Source organism: Burkholderia sp. SCN-KJ, from assembly GCF_024656005.1.
Classification (GTDB): Bacteria; Pseudomonadota; Gammaproteobacteria; order Burkholderiales; family Burkholderiaceae; genus Burkholderia.
In genome coordinates this window covers 112222-138537 of record NZ_JANKOG010000004.1, presented here as the reverse complement: position 1 = coordinate 138537, position 26316 = coordinate 112222, and the positions used below count along the sequence as shown (strand labels likewise).

Sequence of the window (26316 nt, the reverse complement as noted above, 5' to 3'; positions counted from 1 at the left end):
TCAGTATAGCGGCGTTACATGTCGGCGCGCGGCGACGGGTAAAAAAGGCGATTGATCAGCGTGCGCACCATCGGCGCGAGTTCACCCGCGGTGAGGCCGGCCGGCCCGGTGCCGTGCGCGGTCAGCGTATCGGCCGCGAGGCCGTGCAGGTAGACGCCCGCGAGCGCGGCTTCATACGGCGCGACGCGTTGCGCGAGCAACGCGCCGATCAGGCCGCCGAGCACGTCGCCGGTGCCGCCGGTGGCGAGCGCCGCATTGCCGGTCGGGTTGATCGTCAGGCGGCCGTCGGGCGCGGCGATCACCGTGCCCGAACCCTTCAGGACGACGACGCTCGCGTAGCGCGTGGCGAGCGCCTGGGCCGCGGCCAGTCGGTCGTGCTGCACCGACGCCGTGTCGCTGCCGAGCAGCCGCGCTGCCTCGAGCGGATGCGGCGTCAGCACGCACGCGTTGCCGCGTGCGCAGCGGGCGGCAACCGCCGCCGCGAGGTCCGCATGCGTCGCGACGAGGTTCAGCGCGTCGGCGTCGAGCAGCGTCACCGCATCGTGCGCGAGCACGTCGCGCACGAGCGTGGCTGCGGCCTTGCGCGTGCCGAGGCCGCAGCCTGCCGCGATCGCGGACATCGCGTCGAGGTCGAGGCCGTCCGCGGGATGCAGCATCAGTTCGGGAAACGGCGGGTCGTACGGCGGCGCGCCGGCGCCGAGAAAACCGACATGCACCTTGCCGGCGCCCGCGAACAGCGCGGCGCGCGCGGCGAGGATCGGCGCGCCGCACATGCCCGTGTCGCCGCCGAGCACCGCGAGGCTGCCGAACGTGCCCTTGTGCGACGCGAACGCGCGGGCGGGCAATGCGGCGGCGAATCGTGCCGGCGCATTCAGCACGATGGCCGGCGCGGCGGGTGGGGCGACGTCGAGCGACGCGATGTCGATCTGGCCGGCGAGGTCGCGGCCGTCTCCCGTATAAAGGCCCGGCTTCGCGCCGATGAAGGTGAGCGTGTGGGTCGCGGCGACGGCGACGCCCGCGCCGACGATCCGGCCCGTGTCGCTGTCCAGTCCGCTCGGCACGTCGAGCGCGAGCACGCGGCCGCCACTTCGGGCATGCGCGGCGATGCGCGCGGCCTGGGTGGCGAACGGACCGTCGAGCGCGCGACCGAGGCCGATGCCGAACAGTCCGTCGACGACCCATGCGTAAGCGTCGAGCGAGGCGGGCGGTTCGGTCGACAGCGGCACGCCGGCCGCGCGCGCGAGGCCGAGTGCCCATTGCGCATCGTCCGGCTTGACCGGCACGGGCATCCAGGCCTGCGTCGCGACCCCGAGCTGCTGCAGCTGCGCGGCGGCCACCAGTGCGTCGCCGCCGTTGTTGCCGGGGCCGACCGCGAACCAGACCGGGCGGTCGTCGCCGGCGACCCGTTCGGACAGCCAGCGCGCGGCGGCGGCGCCCGCGCGGCCCATCAGCGTGTGCGGCGGCAGTTCGGCGGTCGCGGCGGCCTCGGCCGCGCGCAGGTCGGCGACGCGCAGCAGCGCGAGCGGGACGGAGTCGGGAAGCGGGCGGGTATTCGTCATCGCGGGGTCATGGCGGCGGGAGGAAGCGCCCCGGGACGGGCCCGCGGCGGTCAGGTCGTGAAGCGCGCGGCGCTCAGCGCGGCGAGCGTGTCGGCCGGCCACTGCTGCGTGTCGCCGGCCAGACAGTCTGTCACCACTTTAGCAGACCCGCACGCGAGGCCCCAACCGGCCGGGCCGTGACCGAAATTGACGAACACGCGCGGATGCGGGGTCGGACCGACGACCGGCAGGCCGTCCGGTGACAGCAGTTGCGTGCCTTGCCACGACAGCGCGGCGGAAATCTTCGCGGCGCCCGGCACCCAGTCGTGGACGGCCTGGCCGAGCAGCGCGAGCGCGGCTTCGGACAGCGGCTCGGGGAGCGGCTTCGCGGTGTCGGCGAGGCTTTGCAGCACGGCGCCGCCGCCGATGCGCAGCCGCTGGTGGGTGCGCGTGATCGAGATCCGCTTGATCGAATCGACGACGCTCAGGTGCGGCGCATGTTCTTCGTACGCGACCGGCGCGGTCAGCGTATGCGCGCGGACCGGATGCAGCGGCAGCCGCCAGCCGAGCCGCTCCAGCAGCGGCAGGCTGCCGGCGCCGGCGGCGACCACGATCGCGTCGGCCGCCATCACGTCGACCTCGTGCGTCTTCCTCGCGTGCCGGCCGCCGGCCGGTGCGAGCTCGATCGCGGCGCGGCCGGAGTCGACGCGGATCGCCGCGACGTCCGCGCCGAAGCGGAACTGCACGCCGTGCTCGTCGAGCGTCTGCTTGACCAGTTTCGCGAACAGCGGGCAGTTTCCGGTGCGCTCGCTCTCGAGCAGCACGCCGCCGGCGAAGCCGGGCTCGGCCGGCACCGACGGTTCGAGCGCCGCGCATTCGTCGGCGGTGAGCACGCGGTACGGTTGGTCGAGCGCGCGCAGCAGGTCGAGCGCCGGCTGCAGCGCTTCCCAGTCGCGCGGGTCGCGCACGACGTGCAGGATCCCGGGTTTCTGCTCGAATTCGAGCTGGAAGCGCGCCTCGATGTCGGCGAGCGACTCGCGCGACGCGTCGATCAGCGGGCGCAGCCGTGCATACTGCGCGGTGAATGCATCGGGTTCGCGCAGCGCGGCGAGCTGCTTGACGAAGCGGCGCACGCCGCCGTTGAAGCCCGGCTTGTAGACGATGCCGGTGTCGCGCGGCTGGCGCTGGCGCATGAAGGTCGGGCCGAACCAGACGTCGAGCGGGCTCGGCAGCAGCGTGCCGCCGTCGCCGTAGGTCGCGCCCTGCGCGACGGTCGCGTGGCGTTCGACCACGCACACGCGATGGCCGGCCGCGCGCAGCTGGTAGGCGGTGGCGACGCCGCTGATTCCGCCGCCGATGACGATGACATCCATGGATTGCTTCGATGACGGGCGGCGCGCACACCGCCCGGTGAGAATTCGCTGACGGGCCCCCGGCCCGGTGAACCGGGAATGATAGCGCCAAAATCACGCGAACCGGTGCCACGCAACCCCATCCGATTCCGCCGTCTTGCGCTCACCGGCCACCGCGGCCGCGCACGCCGGCCCGGCAGGCGGCCGGGCGCGGCGGATGCCGGTGCACCGTTGCGGTGCGTGACGGGTGCCGATCAGGGTGCCGATCAGCCGGTCTGGGATGACCGACTTCCGGGTATAATTACGGCCTTCCTTTCGCCCCACGTCGCCACCTCGCGCGACTCATCGACGTCAGTCCAGCCCATGGCTCACTTCTCGTGTTTTCCCGGCGCTTCGGCCCTCTCCGATTTCCGTCAAACCCGTCTGCTCGACACGCTCAGGCAAATCGACGCCAACATCGTCGCGGTACGCGGCCAGTTCCTGCACTTCGTCAATGCGGCCGAGCCGCTGTCGGCCGACGACAGCGCCCGCATCGACGCGCTGATGCACTACGGCGCGCCGTTCGAGCCGGCGGCCGAGAAGGGCACGACCGAGACCTTCGTCGTGCTGCCGCGCTTCGGCACCGTTTCGCCGTGGGCGAGCAAGGCGACCGACATCGCGCAGCACTGCGGCCTCACGCAGGTGCGCCGCATCGAGCGCGGCGTCGAATTCACGGTCACGCTGAAGTCGGGCCTGCTCGGCGGCAAGAAGGCGCTGTCCGACGACGCGCGCGCCGCGGTGGCAGCCGCGCTGCATGACCGGATGACCGAAAGCGTGGTCGCCGCGCGCGACGACGCGAAGCACCTGTTCGACGAGCTGCCGGCCAAGCCGCTCGCGACCGTCGACGTGCTGGGCGTCGGCCGCGCCGCGCTCGAGCGCGCGAACGTCGAGCTGGGCCTCGCGCTCGCCGACGACGAGATCGACTACCTGGTCGATGCGTTCCGCAAGCTCGAACGCAACCCGACCGACGTCGAGCTGATGATGTTCGCGCAGGCGAACAGCGAGCATTGCCGCCACAAGATCTTCAACGCGAACTGGACGATCGACGGCGAAGCGCAGGACATGTCGCTGTTCGCGATGATCCGCAACACCGAGAAGCTGAGCCCGCAAGGCACGATCGTCGCGTATTCGGACAACTCGTCGATCATGGTCGGCGCCGAAGCCGAGCGCTGGTTCCCGCGCAACGCGGGCGCGGCCGGCGAGCCGGGCGAGCGCTACGGGCGCCACACCGAGCTCACGCACACGCTGATGAAGGTCGAGACGCACAACCACCCGACGGCGATCTCGCCGTTCCCGGGCGCGGCGACCGGCGCGGGCGGCGAGATCCGCGACGAAGGCGCGACGGGCCGCGGTGCGCGTCCGAAGGCCGGCCTGACCGGCTTCACGGTGTCGAACCTCGACCTGCCGGACGCACGCCAGTCGTGGGAGAACGCACGCGACGCGGCGCAGCCGGTCGCCGAGCGCAACCCGAACGAGCAGCACGGCCCGTATGGCCGTCCGGACCGCATCGCGTCGCCGCTGCAGATCATGATCGACGGCCCGCTCGGCGGCGCCGCGTTCAACAACGAATTCGGCCGGCCGAACCTCGGCGGCTATTTCCGCGTATACGAGCAGAACGTCGGCGGGAAGGTGCACGGCTATCACAAGCCGATCATGATCGCGGGCGGCCTCGGCAACATCGCGGATCAGCACACGCACAAGCACGACGTGCCGGCCGGCTCGCTGCTGATCCAGATCGGCGGCCCCGGCATGCGGATCGGCATGGGCGGCGGCGCGGCGAGCTCGATGGCGACCGGCGCGAACACGGCCGAACTCGACTTCGACTCGGTGCAGCGCGGCAACCCGGAAATCGAGCGGCGCGCGCAGGAAGTGATCAACGGCTGCTGGCAGCTCGGCGCGGAAAACCCGATCCTGAGCATCCACGACGTCGGCGCGGGCGGCCTGTCGAACGCGTTCCCGGAAATCGTCGACGGCGCGGGCAAGGGCGCACGCTTCGAGCTGCGCAAGGTCGCGCTCGAGGAATCGGGCCTGTCGCCGCGCGAGATCTGGTCGAACGAGGCGCAGGAGCGCTACGTGCTGGCGATCGCGCCGGCCGACCTGCCGCGCTTCGAGGCGATCTGCGCACGCGAGCGCTGCCCGTTCGCGGTGGTCGGTGTCGCGACCGACGAGCGCCAGCTGAAGCTCGTCGACGACGAAGCGAAGGGCGTCGAGGAATACCCGGTCGACATGCCGATGGAAGTGCTGCTCGGCAAGCCGCCGCGCATGCACCGCGACGTCACGCGTGTCGCGACCGAGCGCGCGCCGGTCGACGTGACGGGCGTCGCGCTGTCGGAAATCGCGGTCGACGTGCTGAAGCACCCGACGGTCGGCAGCAAGTCGTTCCTGATCACGATCGGCGACCGTTCGGTCGGCGGCACGTCGGTGCGCGACCAGATGGTCGGCCCGTGGCAGGTGCCGGTGGCCGACTGCGCGGTGACCGCGCTCGACTACGCGGGCTTCAAGGGCGAGGCGATGACGATGGCCGAGCGCACGCCGCTCGCGGTGATCGACGCGCCGGCGTCGGGCCGCATGGCCGTCGGCGAGGCGATCACGAACATCGCGAGCGCGCCGATCGCGTCGCTCGACAAGCTGAAGTTGTCGGCGAACTGGATGGCCGCGTGCGGCACGGCCGGCGAGGACGCCGCGCTGTTCGACACGGTCAAGGCGATCGGCATGGAGCTGTGCCCGGCGCTCGGGATCGGCATCCCGGTCGGCAAGGACTCGCTGTCGATGAAGACCAAGTGGGACGAGCAGGGCGTCGCGAAGGAAGTCGTGTCGCCGGTATCGCTGATCATCTCCGCGTTCGCGCCGGTCGAAGACGTGCGCCGTCACCTGACGCCGCAACTGCGCCGCATCGCCGACGCAGGCGACAGCGTGCTGATCGCGATCGATCTCGGCCGCGGCAAGAACCGCATGGGCGGCAGCATCTTCGCGCAGGTCACGCAGCAGGTCGGTGATGCGACGCCGGACGTCGACGATCCGGAAGACCTGAAGCGCTTCTTCAACGCGATCCAGTCGCTCAACGCACAAGGCAAGCTGCTCGCGTACCACGACCGCTCGGACGGCGGCCTGTGGGCGAGCGTGTGCGAAATGGCGTTCGCGGGTCACGCGGGCGTGTCGCTGAACGTCGACATGCTGACGCTCGACCCGAATCACGAATCCGACTACGGCGACGCGAAGGACTGGGCGAAGCAGACGAGCGGCCGTCGCGAGGATCGCACGCTGCGCGCGCTGTTCTCGGAAGAACTCGGCGCCGTCGTGCAGGTGCGCGCGGCCGATCGCGACGCGGTGCTCGGCGCGCTGCGCGAGTTCGGCCTGTCGGCGTGCTCGCACGTGATCGGCACGGTCAACGATCGTGACGTGATCGAGGTGTACCGCGACGCGAAGAAGGTGTTCGACGCGCCGCGCGCGGAACTCCATCGCGCATGGGGCGAAGTGAGCTGGCGCATCGCGCGCCTGCGCGACAACCCCGCCTGCGCGGACGCCGAATACGACGCGCTGCTCGATGCGGCGGACCCGGGCATCTCGCCGGTGCTCACGTTCGATCCGGCCGACGACATCGCAGCACCCTTCATCGCGACGGGCGCACGCCCGCGCGTCGCGATCCTGCGCGAGCAGGGCGTGAACTCGCACCTCGAAACGGCATACGCGTTCGACCGCGCGGGCTTCGATGCGCACGACGTGCACATGAGCGACCTGCTGGCGGGCCGCGCGACGCTCGCCGATTTCGCGGGCGCGGTCGCCTGCGGCGGCTTCTCGTACGGCGACGTGCTGGGTGCGGGCGAAGGCTGGGCGAAGACGATCCGCTTCAACGCGAATCTCGCCGACATGTTCTCGGCCTTCTTCGCGCGCCCCGACACGTTCGCGCTCGGCATCTGCAATGGCTGCCAGATGCTGTCGAGCCTCGCATCGATGATCCCGGGCGCCGAAGCATGGCCGAAGTTCACGCGCAACAAGTCCGAGCAGTTCGAGGCGCGCTTCTCGTTCGTCGAAGTGGAGAAGTCGCCGTCGATCTTCTTCGCGGGGATGGAAGGCTCGCGGATTCCGGTGGCGGTCGCGCACGGCGAAGGCTATGCGGATTTCTCGCAGCAGGGCGACATCGACCGCGTCGCGGTCGCGATGCGCTACGTCGACCACCGCGGCGAAGCGACCGAGCGCTATCCGTTCAACCCGAACGGGTCGCCGGCCGGCATCACGTCGGTCACGACGGCCGACGGCCGCTTCTCGGTGCTGATGCCGCACATGGAGCGCGTGCACCGCACGGTCACGATGAGCTGGCATCCGGAAGGCTGGGGCGAAGCGAGCCCGTGGATGCGCGTGTTCCGTAACGCACGCCGCTGGATCGGCTGATGTTCGATCCGCACGCGTCGGTCGAGATCGTCACGCTGCGCGATGAGCGCGCAAGCGACGTCGAGGCGATCGGTCGCGTGATCGTGGCCGCGTTCGCGGACGCGCCGCAGCACGGCGCGTTCGAGCGGCGGATCGTCGACGCGTTGCGCGCGGATGGCGCGCTCGGCGTGTCGCTCGTCGCGGAGCGCGACGAGCGCGTGATCGGCCATGTCGCGTTCTCGCCGGTCTCGATCGGCGGCGAGCCGCCAGGCAGCCAGCAGTGGTACGGGCTCGCGCCGCTCGCGGTACTGCCCGAATGCCGGCGCCAGAGCATCGGCGCGGGGCTCGTGCGTGCGGGGCTCGACGCGTTGCGCCGGCTCGGCGCGCGCGGCTGCGTCGTGCTCGGTGATCCCGGGTACTACGCGCGTTTCGGTTTCGTGCCGTCCGGCGATCTCGTGTTCGCGGATGCGCCGCCCGGGTATTTCCTCGCCTTGGCATTCGACGACACCGCGCCGCGGCCATCGGGCGACGTCCGCTATCACGACGTGTTCCATCCGGTGTAACGGTTCGGTGCGCCGGCCGTGCGCGATCCCGCCGGGTTCCATCGAATGAACTGAAAAGCCGCTTCGACGCGGCTTTTTTGTTTGGTGTGACCCGTCCTGCTCGTCGTGGCGCCGTTGCGGCGGCGCTCAAGCACGGCGCGGGGGCAGCAGGTCGGCGCGCGCACCGCAAGCGCACATGAAAAAGGCCGCTCCAGGGAGCGGCCTTCGCGTGGGCGATCGTCGCCGACGTTACTGGATTTTCGCCTGCTGGCGCAGGCCTTCCTCGAACGCCTGCAGCTTCTGCTGCACGAGCTGCTGCGCGATCTGCGCCTTCACCTGGTCGAACGGCGGCGGGGCGATGTCGCGGACGTCGTCGACACGGATGATGTGCCAGCCGAACTGCGTCTTCACCGGCGCGTCGGTCATCTGGCCTTTCTGCAGCTTCTGCGCCGCGGCCGCGAATTCCGGCACGTACGCCTTCGGGTCGGACCAGTCGAGGTCGCCGCCGTTCTTGCCCGAGCCCGGATCCTTCGAGTATTGCTTCGCCAGGTCCTCGAACTTCGCGCCGCCCTTGATCTTCGCGATCAGGTCCTTCGCCTGCTGCTCGCTGTCGACGAGGATGTGGTGCAGGTGATACTCGCGGTTGCCGCCGGCACCCTTCACGAGGTCGTCATAGCGCGCCTTCACTTCCGCGTCAGTCGGCTGGTTCTTCTTCAGGAAGCTCTCGATCATCGAGCGCAGCACGACCGTCTGCTGCGCGACGGCAACCTGCGCCTTCACGTCCGGGCGGTTCGGGATGCCTTCGCGGATCGCTTCCTGCATCAGGATTTCGCGGTTCACGAGTTCCTGGCGCACGGCCTGCTGCAGTTGCGGGCTGTCGGTCTGGCCTTGCTGGACGAGCTGCGCGACCATCGCATCGGCGCGCGACTTCGGAATCGGCGTGCCGTTGACGACGGCGATGTTCTGGGCGAATGCCGGTGCCGCTGCAAAAGCAGCCGCCGCGACCCACAGGCGGGGGGATTTCAGGATCATCGGGAATTCCTGTTGAGACTAGATTGAAGATTCGTTGAATTCTTCGGGCGTGTAAGCCACGATCGCGAGCGCGTGAATGCCGCGCTGCATCGCATCAGCGAGCGCATCATACACCAGCCGGTGCCGCGCGACGCGCGGCTTGCCCGCGAACGCGGCCGACACGATCGTGACCGTGTAGTGGCCGCCGGCAGCGGCGCCGGCGTGGCCCGCGTGCTGCGCGCTGTCGTCGCGCACCGCGAGCGACAGCGGCGCGAGCGCGGCGGTGAGGCGCGCTTCGATCAGCGCGATGCGTTCGTCGGGCGAGGCGTCGAGGAAAGCGTCGGTCATGTCATTCGTCCTTCAGGTACTTCGTGAGCCACAGGCTCTGCAGGATGATGAACACGACCATTGCGCCCGTCGTGCCGAACAGCTTGAAGTTCACCCACTGCGATTCGGTGTAGTTGTGCACCACGTACAGGTTCGCGACGCCGAGCACCGCGAAGAACAGCGCCCATGCGACGTTCAGCTTGTCCCACACGGGGTGCGGCAGCGTGAGCTGCTTGCCCATCATCTTCTCGATCAGGTTGTTGCCGAACGCATAGCGCGCGGCGAACAGCCCGACCGCAAACAGCCAATACAGCACAGTCGGTTTCCATTGAATGAATTTCTCGTCATGCAGGACGAGGGTAGCGCCGCCGAACACGACGATCACGCCGAGGCTGACCCACAGCATCGTGTCGACCTTCCGGTGCCGGAAGGCGACCCACGCGACCTGGGCCAGCGTCGCGACGATCGCGACGGCGGTGGCGGTGAAGATGCCCCAGACCTTGAAGGCGGCGAAAAACAGGATGATCGGAAACAGATCGAACAGGAATTTCATGGCGCTCGCAGCTGCGTGAAAGGCCGCATCGCGCGGCCTTTCACCGTTGTGGGGACCCGCCGGGCGCCACCGTCCGGGATCGGGGCAGCCGGGCAGGCTGTCCGACCGATCCGTCCGGTGCCGCTCATTCGTTTTCGGGTCGGGACTCGAAGTTTAACGCAGCCGAATTGATGCAGTACCGCAAACCGGTCTTGTCGCGCGGGCCGTCCTCGAACACGTGGCCGAGATGCGCGCCGCAATGGTTGCAGCGAACCTCGACGCGCACCATTCCGTGCGAGCGGTCGATCTTCTCGTCGATCACCTCGCCGTTGAGCGGCTTGAAGTAGCTGGGCCAGCCGCAGCCCGAATGGAACTTGGCGCCGGATTCGAACAGCGGCGTGCTGCAGACGACGCACTTGTAGATGCCCGCGTCCTCGGTGTCGGTGTATTCGCCGGTGAAGGCGCGCTCGGTTGCCGCATGCTGCGTGACCTCGTACTGCATCGGCGTGAGCCGGCGGCGCAATTCGGCGTCGTCCTTCTGGTACGGGAAGGTCTTGTCGTCGGAATCGTGTGACATGGGGGAGTTCTCCTGATCGGTCGGTCGGGTCGGTCGGGTCACGACGAGCAGCTCACTTCGAGCGACCCGGCCCAGTCGGGCGGCAATGCCGCATACGTTTCATGTTCCGGTTGTTCGTCGAACGGGCGGCGCAGCACCTGCGCGAGTCGTTCGACTTCGGAAAAATCCTTTTCCTTCGCGCGCCGGATCGCGACTTCGGCCAGATGGTTGCGCAGCACGTATTTCGGGTTCACGCGATTCATCGCGGCCGCGCGGGCCGCGTCGTCGCGCGTTTCCTCGGACAGCCGCGCGCGGTAGAGGTTCGCCCACGCGTCGAACGCGTCGCGATCGATGAACAGGTCGCGCACCGGCGCGTCGCGGCTCGCGTCGTGCTTCGAGATCTGCGCGAGGCGGCGGAACGTCAGCGTGAAGTCCGCATGGCTCGCGTGCATCGTTTCGAGCAGCTTGTTCGCGAGCTCGGCGTCGTTCTCGCGTTCGAGCTCGAGGCCGAGCTTCGCGCGCATCGCGCGCTCGAGCGCGGGGCCGAAGCGTTCCGGAAACTTCGCGAGCACGGCCTGCGCGTCGTCGACCGCGCGCTCGGCGCGCGCATCGTCGTCGGCGATGCCGTGCTGCAGCCCGATCAGCGGCAGCAGCGCCTGCGCGAGGCAGTAGCAGTTCCAGTGCGCGATGCGCGGCTGCATCCGGTACGCGTAGCGGCCGCTCGTGTCGGAGTGGTTGCAGATGTGGTTCGCGTCGAACGCGTCGACGAAGCCGAACGGGCCGTAGTCGATCGTCACGCCGAGGATCGACATGTTGTCGGTGTTCATCACGCCGTGGCAGAAGCCGACCGCCTGCCACTGCGCGACGAGGTCGGCCGTGCGCAGCGTCGCGGCTTCGAGCAGCGCGAGGTACGGATCGTCGGCGTCGCGGCATGCGGGATAGAAGCGCTCGATCACGTGATCGGCGAGCTGGCGCAGCAGGTCCGGGCGATCGTTCGAGAAGAAGTGCTCGAAGTGGCCGAAGCGCACGAAGCTCTCCGACACGCGCGTGACGACGGCCGACGTCTCGATCTCCTCGCGCACCACCGGCTGGTCGGAGCCGATCACCGTGAGCGCGCGGGTGGTCGGAATGCCGAGGTGATGCATCGCTTCCGAACACAGGAATTCGCGGATCGACGAACGCAGCACCGCGCGGCCGTCGCCCATCCGCGAATACGGCGTGCGGCCGCCGCCCTTGATCTGCAGTTCGTAGCGCTGGCCGTCGGTGCCGGCGAGTTCGCCGATCGTCAGCGCGCGGCCGTCGCCGAGCTGGCCGGCCCACACGCCGAACTGGTGGCCGGAATACACCGACGCGTACGGCATCGCGCTCGCGGGCCAGTCGCGCGTCGGGTTGCCGGCGAACAGCTCGGCGAATCCGGGTTGGGCGGCGAGCGACGCCGGCAGGCCGAGCAGGCGCGCGACTTCGTCGGAAAAGCCGACGACGTACGGCGCGGGCAGCGGTGCTGCCGGCAGCCGCGTATGAAACGCGTCGCCGAGTGCGACGAACGCGCCGACGGCGGGCGCGCCGAGCGTGGCGGCGAGGTCGGGGAGAGTGTCAGCCGTAGCGGCTGCGCTTCGGGAAAACGACATGTTGAGCGCCTCTGGGTAAGCCGATATTGTAAGGCGGCGCCGCGCCGCCCGCATGGCGGCCCGCGCGCCTTGCGCCAGGCCGGTCCGGGCCGTGGACGGGTTGCAGGCTGGCGCATCGCTTCGAGGCTGGTCACCGATTCGCGTCCTTCCGGGAGAACAAGACGATGGGTAAGCCGTTGCTGGGCCAGATGATGGACATGCCGTTGCTGGTGTCGTCGCTGATCGCGCATGCCGCGCGTTATGCGGGCGACACGGAGATCGTGTCGCGGCGCGTGGAAGGCGACCTGCATCGCTACACGTATCGCGACTGCGAGCAGCGCGCGAAGCGCCTCGCGCAGGCGCTCGCACGGCTTGGCGTCGATGCGGGCGAGCGCGTCGGCACGCTGGCCTGGAACGGCTACCGGCATCTGGAGGCGTACTACGGAATCGGCGGGATGGGCGCCGTGTGCCACACGATCAACCCGCGGCTCTTTCCCGAGCAGATCGCCTACATCGTCAATCACGCGGAAGACCGCTACGTCTTCTTCGACATCAATTTCGCGCCGCTCGTCGACGCACTCGCGCCGCAGTGCCCGCACGTGAAGGGCTGGATCGCGATGACGGATGCCGCGCACCTGCCGTCCGGCGCGACGCCGTACCTGTGCTACGAAACGCTCGTCGACGCCGAGGACGGCCGCTACGACTGGCCGCGCCTCGACGAACTGCAGGCGTCGGGCCTGTGCTACACGTCGGGCACGACCGGCAATCCGAAGGGCGTGCTGTATTCACATCGCTCGACGGTGCTGCACGCCTACGGCGCCGCGCTGCCCGACGCGATGAACCTGTCCGCGCTGGACGCGGTGTTGCCCGTCGTGCCGATGTTCCATGTGAACGCGTGGGGGCTGCCGTACGCGGTGCCGCTCACCGGCGGCAAGCTCGTGCTGCCCGGCAAGGACCTCGACGGCAAGTCGCTGTACGAACTGATGGAGGCCGAACGCGTGACGTTCTCCGCGGGCGTGCCGACCGTGTGGCTCGGGCTGCTGAACTACATGCGCGAGGCCGGCGTGCGCTTCTCGACGCTGAACCGCACGGTGATCGGCGGTTCGGCGTGCCCGCCCGCGATGCTGCGCACGTTCGAGGACGAATACGGCGTGCGCGTGATCCACGCGTGGGGAATGACCGAGCTGTCGCCGCTCGGCACGCTCGCGAAGCTCAACTGGGCACAGTCGCAGCGGCCGCTCGACGCGCAGCGCCGGTTGCTGGAGAAGCAGGGGCGCGTGATCTGCGGTGTCGACATGCGGATCGTCGGCGACGACGGCCGCGAACTGCCGTGGGACGGCGTCGCGTTCGGCGAGCTGCAGGTGCGCGGGCCCTGGGTGATCGATCACTACTTCAAGGGCGATACGTCGCCGCTGTCGGACGGCTGGTTCCCGACCGGCGACGTCGCGACGATCGACCCCGACGGCTTCCTGCAGATCACCGACCGCAGCAAGGACGTGATCAAGTCCGGCGGCGAGTGGATCAGCTCGATCGACATCGAGAACGTCGCGATCGCGCACCCGGGCGTCGCCGAAGCCGCGTGCATCGCGTGCGCGCACCCGAAATGGACCGAGCGTCCGCTGCTCGTCGTGGTGCCACGGGAGGGGGCGAACCTGACCCGCGACGCGCTGCTCGCGTTCTACGAAGGCAAGGTCGCGAAGTGGTGGGTGCCCGACGACGTCGTGTTCGTCGAATCGCTGCCGCACACCGCGACCGGCAAGCTGCAGAAGCTGAAGCTGCGCGAGACGTTCCGCGACTACGTGCTGCCGACGGCGCGCTGCGCACCGTAAGCCGCGGCCGCCGACGGCCCACCGCGCGGTCGCCCGATCCGGCCCCCGGATCGGGAACAAATTCAAATTGAACGACCGTGCTTTTTCGTTGTATGCTGCCTCCGTTCGATCCGGACATGCGGCCGTTCGACCGCGCACAATGAAGCGCAGCCACCCCGGCGCGCGATGCATGGAGGCAGGCAGATGGCAGTGGATTACTCGACTCGCGACGGCATGGCCGTCATCACGCTCAACAATCCGCCCGTCAACGGGCTCGGCCTGTCGACGCGCCAGGGCGTCATGGACGCGCTCGATCGTGCCGCGCAGGATCCGTCGGTCACGGCGATCGTGCTGACCGGCGCGGGCCGCGCGTTCTCGGGCGGCGCCGACATCACCGAATTCAATACCCCGAAGGCCCTGCAGGAGCCGACGCTGCACACCGTGATCCGCGCGGTGGAGGCGAGCGCGAAGCCGGTCGTCGCGGCGCTGCACAGCGTCGTGATGGGCGGCGGCCTGGAGCTCGCGCTCGGCGCGCACTATCGCGTCGCGGCGCCCGGTGCGCAGGTCGCGCTGCCCGAAGTGAAGCTCGGCCTGTTGCCGGGTGCGGGCGGCACGCAGCGCCTGCCGCGTGCGGTGGGCCTCGAAACCGCGCTGAACATGATCGTGTCGGGCGCGCCGGTGCCGTCGGAGCAACTCGCGAACAGCGGGCTGTTCGACGAGATGGCCGACGGCGACCTGCTCGATGCGGCCGTCGCGTTCGCGCGCAAGGTCGGCGCGCAGCAGGGGCCGCATCCGCGCGTGCGCGATCGCAGGATCGTCCACGACAATGCCGCGGGCTTCATCCAGTTCGCGCGCAATTCCGCGCGGGCCGCCGCGCCGAATTTCCCCGCGCCGCACAAGTGCATCGACGCGATCGAGGCCGGCGTGCTGAACGGCTTCGACACGGGCAGCGTCGCCGAACGCGACGGTTTCGTCGCGCTGATGATGACGCCCGAAAGCCGCGCGCTGCGGCACGCGTTCTTCGGCGAGCGCGCGGCGAGCAAGATTCCCGACGTGCCGGCCGATACGCCGGTGCGCGAAATCCGCAGTGTCGGCGTGATCGGCGCGGGCACGATGGGCGGCGGGATCGCGATGAACTTCATCAACGCGGGCCTGCCCGTCACGCTGCTCGAGACGAAGCAGGACGCGCTCGACCGCGGCCTCGCCACGATCCGCAAGAACTATGACGCGCAGGTGAAGAAGGGCAAGCTCACGCAGCAGAAGCTCGACGCGCGCATGGCGCTGATCACGCCGACGCTGTCCTACGACGACCTGAAGGACGCGGACCTGATCGTCGAGGCCGTATTCGAGGAGCTCGGCGTGAAGGAGCAGGTGTTCGGCCGGCTCGATGCGGTGGCGAAGCCAGGCGCGATCCTTGCGTCGAACACGTCGACGCTCGATGTCGACAAGATCGCCGCGTTCACGAAGCGCCCGCAGGACGTGGTCGGCATGCACTTCTTCAGCCCGGCGAACGTGATGAAGCTGCTCGAGGTCGTGCGCGGCGCGCAGACCGCGAAGGACGTGCTCGCGACCGTGATGGCGGTCGCCAAGAAGATCCGCAAGACGGCCGTCGTGTCGGGCGTGTGCGACGGCTTCATCGGCAACCGGATGATCGAGCAGTACATCCGCCAGGCGCTCTTCATGCTCGAGGAAGGCGCGCTGCCCGCGCAGGTCGATCGCGCGATCGAGAAGTTCGGTTTCGCGATGGGCCCGTTCCGGATGAGCGACCTCGCCGGCAACGACATCGGCTGGGCGATCCGCAAGCGCCGCTATGTCGAGCAGCCCGATCTGCACTACTCGAAGATCGCCGACCGCCTGTGCGAGCAGGGCCGCTTCGGCCAGAAGACGGGCGGCGGCTGGTACGACTACGTGCCGGGCGAGCGCAAGGCGAAGCCATCGGCGCTCGTCGACGAGATGGTCGTCGCGTATTCGAAGGAGCGCGGCGTCGAGCGGCGCAAGATCGGCGACGACGAGATCGTCGAGCGGCTCGTGTTCGCGCTCGTCAACGAAGGCGCGAAGATCCTCGAGGAGAGGATCGCGTCGAAAGCGTCCGACATCGACATGGTCTATCTGACCGGTTACGGGTTCCCGCTGTGGCGGGGCGGCCCGATGCTGTATGCGGACATGGTCGGCCTCTACAACGTCGAGCGCGCGATCCGCCGCTATGCGGCCGCGCCGAACGGCGACGCGTGGCAGCTCGCGCCGTCGATCGTCGAGCTCGCCAGGGCCGGGCGCGGGTTCAACGGCTGACGGCCCGCGTGACCGCGCGGCCAGGCTTGCAAGGAGAAACGCAATGAAACGCACTGACGACGTGTTGCTCGTGATCGACGTGCAGTACGACTTCATGCCGGGCGGCGCACTCGCGGTGCCGGACGGCGACGCGGTCGTGCCGGTGATCAACGCGCTCGCGCAACGTTTCGACCAGGTCGTGCTGACGCAGGACTGGCATCCGCGCGATCACGTGTCGTTCGCGGCGAACCACCCGGGGCGCGAGCCGTTCTCGACGCTCGCGCTGCCGTACGGCGAGCAGGTGCTGTGGCCCGTGCACTGCGTGCAGGACACCGAGGGCGCGGCGCTGCATCGCGACCTCGACATTCCGCACGCGCGGCTCGTGATCCGCAAGGGCGGCGACGCGCAGGTCGACAGCTATTCCGCGTTCGTCGAAGCCGATCGCACGACGCGCACGGGGCTCGCCGGCTACCTGCGCGAGCTCGGCGCGAAGCGCGTGTGGTGCTGCGGGCTCGCGACCGACTATTGCGTCGCGTGGTCCGCGCTCGATGCGCGCGCGGCCGGCTTCGAGGCGGCCGTGATCAACGATGCGTGCCGTGCGATCGACCTGAACGGGTCGCTCGCGCACGCATGGCAACAGATGCAGGCGGCGGGCGTCGCACACGTGACGTCCGCGGGCGCGCGCCCGACGGCGTAGCGCATTCCCCCCATCCGATTCAGGACATGAAGCAGGACCGAAGGAGACTCGCATGACCGAAGCCGTAATCGTATCGACCGCACGCACGCCGCTCGCGAAATCGTGGCGTGGCGCATTCAACATGACGCACGGCGCGACGCTCGGCGGCCACGTGGTCGCGGCCGCGCTCGAACGCGCGAAGCTGGACCCCGCGCGCATCGAGGACGTGATCATGGGCTGCGCGAACCCCGAAGGCGCGACCGGCGCGAACATCGCGCGACAGATCGCGCTGCGCGCCGGGCTGCCGGTGAGCGTGCCGGGGATGACGGTGAACCGTTTCTGCTCGTCCGGGCTGCAGACCATCGCGCTCGCCGCGCAGCGGATCATCGCGGGCGAGGGCGACGTGTATGTCGCGGGCGGCGTCGAATCGATCTCGTGCGTGCAGAACGAGATGAACCGGCACATGATCCAGGAGGGCTGGCTCGTCGAGCACAAGCCGGAGATCTACTGGAACATGCTCCAGACGGCCGAGAACGTCGCAAAGCGCTACGGGATCGCGAAGGAGCGGCAGGACGAGTACGGCGTGCGCTCGCAACTGCGCGCCGCGGCCGCGCAGGAAGCCGGGCGCTTCAACGACGAGATCGTGCCGATCACCGTGCGGGCAGGCATCGCCGACAAGGCGACGGGCCGGCTGTTCACGCAGGACGTGACGGTGTCGGCCGACGAGGGCATCCGGCCCGACACGACGCTCGAGGGCGTCGCGAAGATCCGTTCGGCCGTGCCGGGCGGCGTGATCACCGCGGGCAACGCGAGCCAGTTCTCGGACGGCGCGTCGGCGTGCGTGGTGATGAACGCGGATGTCGCGCAGCGCGAAGGGCTGCAGCCGCTCGGCGTGTTCCGCGGTTTCGCGGTCGCCGGTTGCGAGCCGGACGAGATGGGCATCGGCCCGGTGTTCGCGGTGCCGAAGCTGCTGAAGCAGGCGGGGCTGAAGGTCGACGACATCGGCCTGTGGGAACTCAACGAAGCGTTCGCGGTGCAGGTGCTGTACTGCCGCGACACGCTCGGGATTCCTGACGACCGCCTGAACGTGAACGGCGGCGCGATCGCGGTCGGCCATCCGTACGGCGTGTCGGGTGCGCGCCTGACCGGCCATGCGCTGATCGAAGGCAAGCGGCGCGGCGTGAAATACGCGGTCGTCACGATGTGCATCGGCGGCGGGCAGGGGGCTGCCGGCCTGTTCGAAATCGTCTGATATTTGTGCGCAGGAGGGGCGGCCGCGGCTTTTGGGGGACCAAAGCCGCGGCCGCAATGCGAATCGGCGAAAACCGTGGGCGATTCGTAAGGGACAGGAAGCAAACGCCGTGCATTCGATGCTGCCGTTTCCCCTTACTTGTCAAACGATTTGCCGCACCTATACTTGCTCTGACATTTGCCTTTCGGCGGGATGGGCCAGCGCGTGCGTCGTACCGGTGCACGTGACGCGTTTCCGGTAGCCGGCGAAGACGATGCATCGCGCGTTTCCGGCACCGTGGGCGTTCGAACCACGCAGCAGACCGAAACGGGGACCAAATTGAGCACGACCTATGCAGCCGGGGAACCGCCGCGCGTCGTCAGCGCGGCCGCGAAGCTCTACGCAAAATGCCTGTTGGTCGGTTTTGCATTGCTGCCGGCCTATCTGATTGCCTATCTGTGGTTCTTCAGCGATCCGCACGTCGTGTTCGAGAACCACGCGTTCCATGAAATCGCGATCGCGGCCGCGACCCTCGAAGGCGCGTTCGTCACCTACGTGACGTGGGTGTGCTACCGATCGTCCGGCGAGCCGCTGCTGCGCTGGCTGACGCTCGGCTTTCTCGGCTTCGCGATGATCTATGCGCTGCACGGTGTGTTCACCGGGATGGCGCACCACAACATCTGGCTGTTCCTGCTGTACGGGCCCGCCTCGCGCCTCGTGATGTCGATCCTACTGCTCACGGGCCTGCTGTCGTATTCGCAGCCGCCCGATCGGGTGGAGAAGCGTGCGCGCGCACGCACGTGGCTGCCGTGGGTCATGTTGTTCGTGACCGTCAACGTGGCGGTTGCGTACATCGCCTATTCGCCGGTCGCCGGCGCGCCGGGTACGCGGCTGTCGATGGAAGGCGGCGCGCTGGTGTTTTCGCTGCTGAACGTCGGCGTGCTGCTCGCGCGGCGCATCCGCTCGCCGCTGATGGTGATCTACGGCGTGTCGATCATGGCGTTCGCGCTGTCGTCGCTCGCGTTCATCCTCGGCAAGCCGTGGAATCACATGTGGTGGCTCGCGCATGCGATCTTCGCGGGCGGGTTCTTCCTGCTCAGCTACGGCGTCGTGCAGGCGCTGCAGACGACGCGCTCGTTCTCGGCGATCTACAGCCAGGAAGACCTGATGAGCCGGCTGTCGGAATCGATGGCGCGCACCGAGAGTGCGTTGCAGGAACTGCGCCGCACGAACCAGAAGCTCGAATACATGGCCGCGACCGATCCGATGACGGGCGCGTCCAACCGCCGCCAGTTCATCGCGCAGGTCGAGCGCGAGATCGTGCGCGCGGAACGCGACGGCACGCCGTTTTGCCTGCTTGCGCTCGATCTCGACAACTTCAAGAACATCAACGATGCATACGGGCACCAGATCGGCGACGAGGTGCTGCGCGGCGTCGTGCGCCAGTGTCTCGAGGCGATACGCCCGGCCGGTGCGCTCGCGCGAGTCGGCGGCGAGGAGTTCATGGCGCTGTTGCCCGAGATGCCGCTCGAGGGCGCGCGCATGACGGCCGAGCGCGTGCGTTCGTCGATCGCGAGTTCGCCGTTCGGGCTGGATTTCAAGCGCGTGCAGGTGACGGTCAGTGTCGGCGTCGCGCAGTATGGGGTCGACGGGAGCACGGTCGATGCGTTGCTGCGGGCGGTCGATGAACGCTTGTATCAGGCGAAGCGGGACGGGCGCAATCGCGTGGTCGCGCACTGACGGACGAGCGTCGCGCATCCGGCGACGTGGTGTGCGCGGATGCAGCGCAACGGCGGCGCGATGCGATGTCCGCGCGGTTCGAGTCCGGCCTGAATGAAGCCCCGTACGCGATTATGCGTGCGGGGCTTTCGTTTCATTGGTGCATCGTCTGGCGCGCCGCAATGGCCGCCGCCTGCTGTGGCTGCGCATCCCGCATCCGCTCCGCCGCCTGCCACCAGTACTTGCCGGTCCGCAGTTGCGGATCGCGAATCGCGAGATACGTCGTACTCCACAGCTGCGCCGCATTGGCCTCGGTTGCGTCAGCGCTGCGCGTGCCGAACGCGTCGGTCTGATACCGGCCGTTCGCGTACGACCACGTCCACATCTCCGACGTGCGCATGTCGCGCCCGTTCGAGATCGCTTGCCAGATCGTCTGCCGTGCCTGCGCCAGCAGCGCGCGCGTCGTGTCCGACAGATCCTGGCGCGCGAGTTGCCGATCGAGCCCGGCGACCCACATCGCCTGCTGCCACGACCAGATCACGGTGCCGTGATACGCGGAACTCGTGAACTTCGGCCACAGTGCCTGGCTCGCATACGCGGGGTTCGCGATCACCATCCCGACCTCGGTGACGAGCCCGGTCGGGAAGGGCCGCGTGACGTCGGCGACGATGCGCTGGAGTTCGTCGTCCGGCGGCGCGCCGAACAGCAGCGCGAAGCCGCCGTCGGAATTCATTATCGGAACCGGCGTGCCCTGCTGGTCGAGCGACAACGCGTAGAACGTGAGCGGCGCGCCCGGCGCGGTGCCGGCCGGTACGCCGGCCGACGGCGCATACGCCGACACGTCGGTCGTCGCCTGTGCGGCCGGCACGCTCACCTGGAACAGCGGCGGCGCCTGCCGTTCCCACGTGGCCGCTTCGGCCGCCGTGTTCGCGAGTGCCGCGCGTTGCCCGGCGTCCAGGTACGGATCGAGCAGGCCGCGCGTGAGGAACGCGTTCGCCGCGCGCAGCGCGGCCGGCACGAGCACCGCGTTCACGTCGTACGGATAGACGCCGCCGCCGAGCCCGTCGGTGCTGTCGCGCCAGTTGCCGACGATCTCGCCGGGCCGCAGGTGGATCAGGTTCGCAACCGACGGCTGCTGCGCGAACGGCTGCGCGGTCGCCGCGACGTGCAGCAGGTTGACGACGAGCCGGCTGCCATTGGTCTGACCGTCGCCGCCGCGTTGCGCGAGATAGGCGGTCGCGCGCGCCTGGCCGCGCGTGTCGTCGATCAGCCACGCCGCCGCGATCGGCGCGAGCAGGTAGTCGCTGTCGATCATCTTGTAGTCGTAGGTCGGCGTCGCATCGTTCGGCCGGCCGTGCTTCGCGTTGTCGACCAGTGCGAATTCGCCGATGCCTTCCTCGTGCGCGACCTTGCCGTCGTTCGACAGGCGGCTCAGTACCGACGTCAGGCCGGCCTCGATCGCCGCCGGTTCGAGCACCGGCATCAGCATGCGCACCGAAATCAGCGTGTCGCGGCCGAAATAGGTGTCGTACTGCCACGAGCCGGCCAGCAGCTTGTCGTGGAAGCTCAGGAATTCGAGCACGTTCTGGCTGACCGGGTCCGGGTTCGCGGACGGCGCGAGCAGGTCGGCGCGCGTGATCGGCGACATCGGCGTCTCGCCCGACAGCGCGTCGACATGCAGCTTCAGCGTGCGCGTACCGGCCGCCGCGCGCAGCACCAGCTTGCCGTCCGCGGCCGTCGCGATGCTGCCGCCGTCCCGCAGCGTGATGCGCAGTGCGTAGCCGGGGGCGCCGTCGAGCCGGTCGCGCTGCCATTGCGCGGCGCTGCCCTGGATCGTCGGGGGCGGTGACGATCTCCGGCGGAATCGTCGCGCCGCCGTTGAAGTCGCGCAGGAAGCGCACGTTGCTGAGCACGCCCTGGCGGATCGTCAGCGTGTCTGTGTCGACCGACACGTCGGCGCCGATGCCGTACAGCGGGCGGCCGTGCGGGTCGGGTGCCGACAGTGCGGACGGCGGCGTGTCGAGGCTCCAGTTCACCGGCTGCGCGGTGTCGTCGAACCACAGCCCGGTGCCGCTGTTGCCGGCCGGAAACACGACAAGCAGGCGCGGCTTCGTCGACGAGCGCACCAGCAGATGGGCCGCGACCTTGTCCTGCCGGTAGAACGCGTTGATCTGCCCGCCGGCGTCCATGCGGAACGACAGCGCGGCGCTGGAAGAGGGTGGCGGGTCGTTTGAACGGACGTCGTCGTCGTTGCAGGCGGCCAGCAGGCCGGCGCAGACGAATCCCAGACACAGCGATTTCGTGAAGCGATGCACGTTCATGACGACCCTCCTGACGACCGCGATTTTTTTATCGAAATGCCGGATGAGCGGGCGGCTCGATCCGCTTCGTTCTGTGTCGCAGGCATTCGGAAAATGCCCGGATTAATCGTGGTGTGATGCTTGCGGGGCGGATTGAACCGCTTTTTTAATCGGGGGAGCGATAAAGGCTGAGTATGGAAAACGATAGCCCACACCACCCGTCACGAAACGGGTGAGGTCGATGGAGACCACGTTCGGTGGGCGAAGGACGAGACGCTGCCGGTGCTGGAAAAATCAGATGAAAGATGTTGTAGGGGATTCTAGATTTTCATGAAAGCCAAAGTCAATCGTGTTCGATCGATTTCGATGTGTTTTATTTGATTTTCGTAATTATTACCCGGCGAGCCGGTAAAAGATGCGATTCCATCGAAATTAATAACCAATCCGGATAACGAGAGGTCGATTGATCCGAAATCGCGCTTCAAATCGGAGATTAATCGGTAATGCATGAAACGCATAGCGATCGCGTGTATGACGCGATACGATTCGGCCGAGCAATGGGCATTCCTGTGAATTCACCGGGAAACGGAGACCATCGCGGCCGCTGGACGCGCGATTCGCCGCGCGCGCACCGGCGATTGCCCCAATGAGAGCCGTCAAATTTGGCAGGCAGTGTCGTCCGCCATGACCGTTGCGCGGAGGGATCGGTGACGGGCGCGGCAGTGGCCGATTCGAAAAACGCGAAGCGCAGGTCGTGAAAGTTGCTTTGATAGCCAGGCGTAGCCGCGCCTTCGACGGGTAACCACGAAGTTCGCAATACCACGAGTTGTTGCATATTTGCAGTTGCGGCTTCGCGCGGTGGCCCGTCTTGGGGCCGAGCAAATCACCATACGATAGAGGGCACCTGACGACGGCTTTACGCGCGGCTTGCCATGTAAGCGTCTTCGATCGTTGGTATTCGCGTGATCTCGTGCGGTATCACAGGAGCATCCACCGTTCATTTCGTTATGTGGGGCGACATGCGACTAGCTGATTTCATCGTGCGGAACATGGAGTCGATCCTGGTGCAGTGGGAAGCGTTTGCCGCCACGCTGTTACCGGCCGCGAGGAGCATGGACTCGTTCGCGCTACGCGACCATGCGCGTGGGATCCTGGAGGCCGTGGCCAAGGACATCGGCACCCCGCAAACGCGGGACGAGCAACACGAAAAATCGCTCGGGCGCGCGCCCGAGCCGGTGAACGCCACGGAAACCGCCGCGCAGACGCATGCCGTGCTGCGCGCCCGACGAGGTTTCAACATCAATCAACTGGCGGCCGAGTATCGGGCGCTGCGTGCCAGCGTGTTGCGCCTGTGGATCGACGAGTGCCAGCCGGGGTTGCCTCACATGGACGACATGATTCGTTTCAACGAGGCGATCGATCAGGCGCTCGCGGAATCAGTCGCTTTCTTTACCGAGCAGGTCGAGCAGGCTCGCAACTTGTTGTTGGGCATGCTGGGTCACGACATGCGCACGCCGCTCCAGACCATTCAGATCACGGCGACTTATCTGGCGGCGCTCAATGCGGGAGAAGAGGTATCGGAGGCCGCCGCCCGGCTGATCAGAAGCGGGGGGCGCATGCAAGGCCTCCTTGACGATCTCTGCGATTTCAATCGAACCCAGCTCGGGCTGGGCATCAACGTTGTTCCGCGCAATGTCGATCTCGCACGTGTGCTCGCCAATGTGGTCGACGAACTGCGGGCGGCTCATCCGGATCGGGAAATTGAGGTCGACGTAAGCGGCGACCTCCGGGGGGACTGGGACGATCAGCGCATGCAGCAATTGCTGAGTAATTTGGTGAGCAACGCGATCAAGTATGGCGCGTCCAAAACGCCGGTGCGGGTGACGGCGGTATCGGCTGACAAGGAAGTGCTCATCGAGGTTGGGAATAGAGGGCCGGCGATGGACCGACTCACGCTGGAGCGCATTTTCGACCCCCTTCAGCGCGGAGCCGACCAATCGGCAAGTGCGAGTGACGATGTCGGGTTGGGGCTCGGCTTGTACATCGCCAGCGAAATCGCAAAGGCACATCACGGCCGTATTGACGCGCGGTCCGATCCGACGGAAACAGTATTCGAGGTGCGCCTGCCGAGAGGCGCGTGAGCCGTGGTTCGCGATGGCGGCCAGCCATGCGGGGCTTACAACCGGAATGCGGAGGGCGATTCGCCGATCGCGAATACGATTTCCTTTCCGGCAATCCCGTATCGATACCGTCAGCGCTTCTAGCCAGATGGGCGCATCTCAAGATGCCGTCCATTCGCGCCGGCAAGTTTGGTACGCTTGTCGGCTGCTTTCGCCAGCCGAATCGTGACGTCCGCAAGTGGCACGGTGAAAAAGCGGGTATCGTGGTTGGAGTCTTGAACTTGTACCGGCTTGGATACCCGCTTTTTCCCGGCAGGGCGCGATTTCGACGAACGTGAGCGAACGATGAACAGGCTGTGTGATACCCGGCTGACAAGGTTCTGGGCGAACCGCCGAACCAACACGAACAGGAGCAACGGAAGTGATTAGACACATCGTCATGTGGAAGCTGAAGGAATCGGCCGAAGGCGGCACGCGCGCGCAGAACGCGCTGAAGCTGAAGGAAAAGCTCGAAGGCTGCCGTGACCTCGTGCCGGGCATCCTGCAACTCGACGTCGGCATCGCGACGCCGGGCCTCGAAGCGACGTCCGACGTCGTGCTCGTGTCCGATTTCACGGACCAGGCCGCGCTCGATGCGTATCAGGTGCACCCGGTTCACCAGGAAGTGAAGAAGTTCATCGTGGCGGTGGCCGAATCGCGCCAGTGCGTCGACTACCTGTCCGACAGCGCACGATGAGCGACGCGACATCCCCGGCGGCCGGCCCGTCGATCGAAAGCCCGTTCGTCGACCTGCTCGGCGTGCGGCTCGTGTCCGCGAAGGACGGTGCGAGCGAGATCGTGCTGCCGCTCGACGAGCGGCACATGAACACGTGGAGCATCGCGCACGGCGGCGTGACGATGACGCTGTCGGACATCGCGCTCGCGATGGCCGCGCGCAGCCTGACCGACGACGGCGTCGGCGTCGTCACGGTCGAGATGAAGGTGAACTTCATGCAGCCCGGGCGCGGCGAGTTGCGCGCATACGGACGCGTGATGCATCGTTCGACGACGATGGCGTATTGCGAAGGCGAAGTGCGCGACAGCGACGGCAACTTCGTCGCGAAGGCGCTCGGCACGTTCAAGTACATGCGGCGGCTCGCGGTGGGCCGCGACATCAAGCGGCAACGCACCCGCACCGCGCCGGATGCGCAGCCCGGCCCGAGCGACGCGTAAGCGCCCTCGACGAACGGCCCTGCCTTTTCACCGGCAGGGCCGTTTTGCGCGGCGGCCCGGCACCGCGCGGCGTGGCATCATGTGACGCTTGTCCGTTCACGGCGCCGTTCGCGCCGTCCTCACCGATGCCGCTGAATCCGAAGATTGCCCAGGTGCTCGACATGGTCGAGCGCGCGAAACGTCCGTCCTATCACCACCAGACGGCGCAGCAGGCGCGCGCCGCGTACGAGAAGAGCGCGCCGATCCTCGACGTCGCGCCGGCGCCGATGCATTCGGTCGAGGCCTGCGTCGTGCCGACACGCGACGGCCGCTCGATCGGCGCGCGGCTGTACCTTCCGGTCGAGCCGAGCCTCGCCGAACCGCTGCCGGCGCTCGTCTATTACCACGGCGGTGGCTTCACGGTCGGCAGCGTCGATACGCACGACGCGCTGTGCCGGATGTTTGCACGCGACGCGCAATGCGCGGTGCTGTCGGTCGGCTACCGGCTTGCGCCCGAACACCGGTTCCCGACCGCGGTGAACGACGCCGACGATGCATTGCGCTGGCTGCATCGCGAGGCCGCCGCATTCGGCATCGATGCGACGCGGCTCGCGGTCGGCGGCGACAGCGCGGGCGGCACGCTCGCGACGGTCTGCGCGGTGCTCGCGCGCGACGCGGGCATCGGGCTTGCGCTGCAACTGCTGATCTATCCGGGCGTGACGGGTCACCAGGACACCGAATCCCACGGACGGCTCGCGAACGGCTACCTGCTGACGCAGGACACGATCCAGTGGTTCTTCACGCAATACTTGCGCGATCGGTCCGACCGCGACGACTGGCGCTTCGCGCCGCTCGACGGCACGCGCGACGCGCCGTCGTTCGCCGGTGTCGCGCCGGCCTGGATCGCGACGGCCGAATACGATCCGCTGAGCGACGAGGGCGCCGCGTACGCGGACAAGCTGCGCGCGGCAGGCAATACGGTTACGCTGGTCTGCTATCCGGGGATGATCCACGAGTTCTTCAAGATGGGCGGCTACGTGCCGGAGGTGCGGGCCGCGCATGCCGACGCGGTGGCGGCGCTCAGGGCCGCATTCGACGACGTTTGACGGGGGCGGCGCCCGGCGCCGCGCG

At 68.1% G+C, this 26316-nt stretch carries 19 protein-coding genes and 1 pseudogene; 12 read left to right on the top strand and 8 right to left on the bottom strand.

From position 1 onward, the window contains the following. Window positions 1-14: 14 nt before the first annotated feature. Both NQV17_RS08700 and NQV17_RS08695 read right to left on the bottom strand, forming a co-directional pair. Complete coding sequence (locus tag NQV17_RS08700) at window positions 15-1559, bottom strand: NAD(P)H-hydrate dehydratase (protein ID WP_257771465.1); 1545 nt, start codon at window positions 1557-1559, stop codon at window positions 15-17. Window positions 1560-1609: 50 nt separating this feature from the next. Continuing rightward, entirely contained in the window at window positions 1610-2911 is a 1302-nt protein-coding gene (locus tag NQV17_RS08695; RefSeq protein WP_257771463.1) for an FAD-dependent oxidoreductase, read from the bottom strand. A 342-nt stretch (window positions 2912-3253) separates the two neighbouring features. Between NQV17_RS08695 and purL the strand changes: the two genes are divergently transcribed. Then, a complete protein-coding gene (purL, locus tag NQV17_RS08690; RefSeq protein ID WP_257771461.1) occupies window positions 3254-7318 on the top strand; it encodes a phosphoribosylformylglycinamidine synthase in 4065 nt (1354 codons plus the stop codon). Next, entirely contained in the window at window positions 7318-7860 is a 543-nt protein-coding gene (locus tag NQV17_RS08685) for a GNAT family N-acetyltransferase (protein ID WP_257771458.1), read from the top strand. The genes purL and NQV17_RS08685 overlap by 1 nt, the downstream gene beginning before the upstream one ends. A gap of 228 nt (window positions 7861-8088) precedes the next feature. On the opposite strand, the gene NQV17_RS08680 is transcribed toward NQV17_RS08685, so the two are convergent. From NQV17_RS08680 to NQV17_RS08660, 5 genes are all read right to left on the bottom strand, one after another. Beyond that, window positions 8089-8871, bottom strand: a complete 783-nt coding sequence (locus NQV17_RS08680) for a peptidylprolyl isomerase (RefSeq protein ID WP_044843666.1) — start codon at window positions 8869-8871, stop codon at window positions 8089-8091. An 18-nt stretch (window positions 8872-8889) separates the two neighbouring features. Beyond that, a complete protein-coding gene (locus NQV17_RS08675; protein ID WP_257771455.1) occupies window positions 8890-9198 on the bottom strand; it encodes a BolA family transcriptional regulator in 309 nt (102 codons plus the stop codon). Between the two features lies 1 nt (window position 9199). Then, complete coding sequence (locus tag NQV17_RS08670; RefSeq protein ID WP_257771453.1) at window positions 9200-9730, bottom strand: septation protein A; 531 nt, start codon at window positions 9728-9730, stop codon at window positions 9200-9202. A gap of 124 nt (window positions 9731-9854) precedes the next feature. Continuing rightward, complete coding sequence (gene msrB, locus NQV17_RS08665; protein ID WP_059529717.1) at window positions 9855-10286, bottom strand: peptide-methionine (R)-S-oxide reductase MsrB; 432 nt, start codon at window positions 10284-10286, stop codon at window positions 9855-9857. A gap of 38 nt (window positions 10287-10324) precedes the next feature. Beyond that, window positions 10325-11893: a YdiU family protein gene (locus NQV17_RS08660; protein ID WP_257771449.1), complete on the bottom strand. Its 1569-nt coding sequence runs from the start codon at window positions 11891-11893 to the stop codon at window positions 10325-10327. A gap of 164 nt (window positions 11894-12057) precedes the next feature. On the opposite strand from NQV17_RS08660, the gene NQV17_RS08655 reads away from it, so the two are divergent. The 5 genes from NQV17_RS08655 (at window position 12058) to NQV17_RS08635 (ending at window position 19595) form a co-directional block, all read left to right on the top strand. After that, window positions 12058-13701, top strand: coding sequence for a 3-(methylthio)propionyl-CoA ligase (locus NQV17_RS08655; protein WP_257771447.1), 1644 nt, complete (start codon window positions 12058-12060; stop codon window positions 13699-13701). A 183-nt stretch (window positions 13702-13884) separates the two neighbouring features. Beyond that, window positions 13885-15969 (top strand): 3-hydroxyacyl-CoA dehydrogenase NAD-binding domain-containing protein, encoded by a 2085-nt coding sequence (locus tag NQV17_RS08650; protein ID WP_257771445.1) that lies wholly within the window; start codon window positions 13885-13887, stop codon window positions 15967-15969. Window positions 15970-16012: 43 nt separating this feature from the next. Next, window positions 16013-16645, top strand: a complete 633-nt coding sequence (gene pncA, locus NQV17_RS08645; RefSeq protein WP_257771444.1) for a bifunctional nicotinamidase/pyrazinamidase — start codon at window positions 16013-16015, stop codon at window positions 16643-16645. A gap of 52 nt (window positions 16646-16697) precedes the next feature. Beyond that, window positions 16698-17876: an acetyl-CoA C-acyltransferase gene (locus tag NQV17_RS08640; RefSeq protein ID WP_257771443.1), complete on the top strand. Its 1179-nt coding sequence runs from the start codon at window positions 16698-16700 to the stop codon at window positions 17874-17876. 318 nt (window positions 17877-18194) lie between these two features. Continuing rightward, window positions 18195-19595, top strand: coding sequence for a sensor domain-containing diguanylate cyclase (locus NQV17_RS08635; protein ID WP_257771441.1), 1401 nt, complete (start codon window positions 18195-18197; stop codon window positions 19593-19595). Between the two features lie 133 nt (window positions 19596-19728). Here NQV17_RS08635 and NQV17_RS08630 read toward each other — a convergent pair. Continuing rightward, a pseudogene (locus NQV17_RS08630) lies at window positions 19729-21838 on the bottom strand (hypothetical protein). Between NQV17_RS08630 and NQV17_RS08625 the strand changes: the two are divergent. The 5 genes from NQV17_RS08625 to NQV17_RS08605 all read left to right on the top strand — a co-directional run bounded on the left by NQV17_RS08625 (window position 21762) and on the right by NQV17_RS08605 (window position 26291). Beyond that, window positions 21762-22001, top strand: a complete 240-nt coding sequence (locus tag NQV17_RS08625; protein WP_257771854.1) for a hypothetical protein — start codon at window positions 21762-21764, stop codon at window positions 21999-22001. The pseudogene NQV17_RS08630 and the gene NQV17_RS08625 overlap by 77 nt on opposite strands. A gap of 892 nt (window positions 22002-22893) precedes the next feature. Beyond that, window positions 22894-24015, top strand: coding sequence for a sensor histidine kinase (locus NQV17_RS08620; protein WP_257771439.1), 1122 nt, complete (start codon window positions 22894-22896; stop codon window positions 24013-24015). A gap of 400 nt (window positions 24016-24415) precedes the next feature. Next, on the top strand, window positions 24416-24730 hold the full coding sequence (locus NQV17_RS08615; RefSeq protein ID WP_121858954.1) for a Dabb family protein: 315 nt from the start codon (window positions 24416-24418) through the stop codon (window positions 24728-24730). Then, the gene (locus tag NQV17_RS08610) at window positions 24727-25206 is read left to right on the top strand and encodes a PaaI family thioesterase (protein WP_124570151.1); all 480 of its coding nucleotides are present in this window, start codon (window positions 24727-24729) and stop codon (window positions 25204-25206) included. The genes NQV17_RS08615 and NQV17_RS08610 overlap by 4 nt, the downstream gene beginning before the upstream one ends. 125 nt (window positions 25207-25331) lie before the next feature. Beyond that, entirely contained in the window at window positions 25332-26291 is a 960-nt protein-coding gene (locus tag NQV17_RS08605; protein WP_257771434.1) for an alpha/beta hydrolase, read from the top strand. Window positions 26292-26316 lie beyond the last annotated feature (25 nt).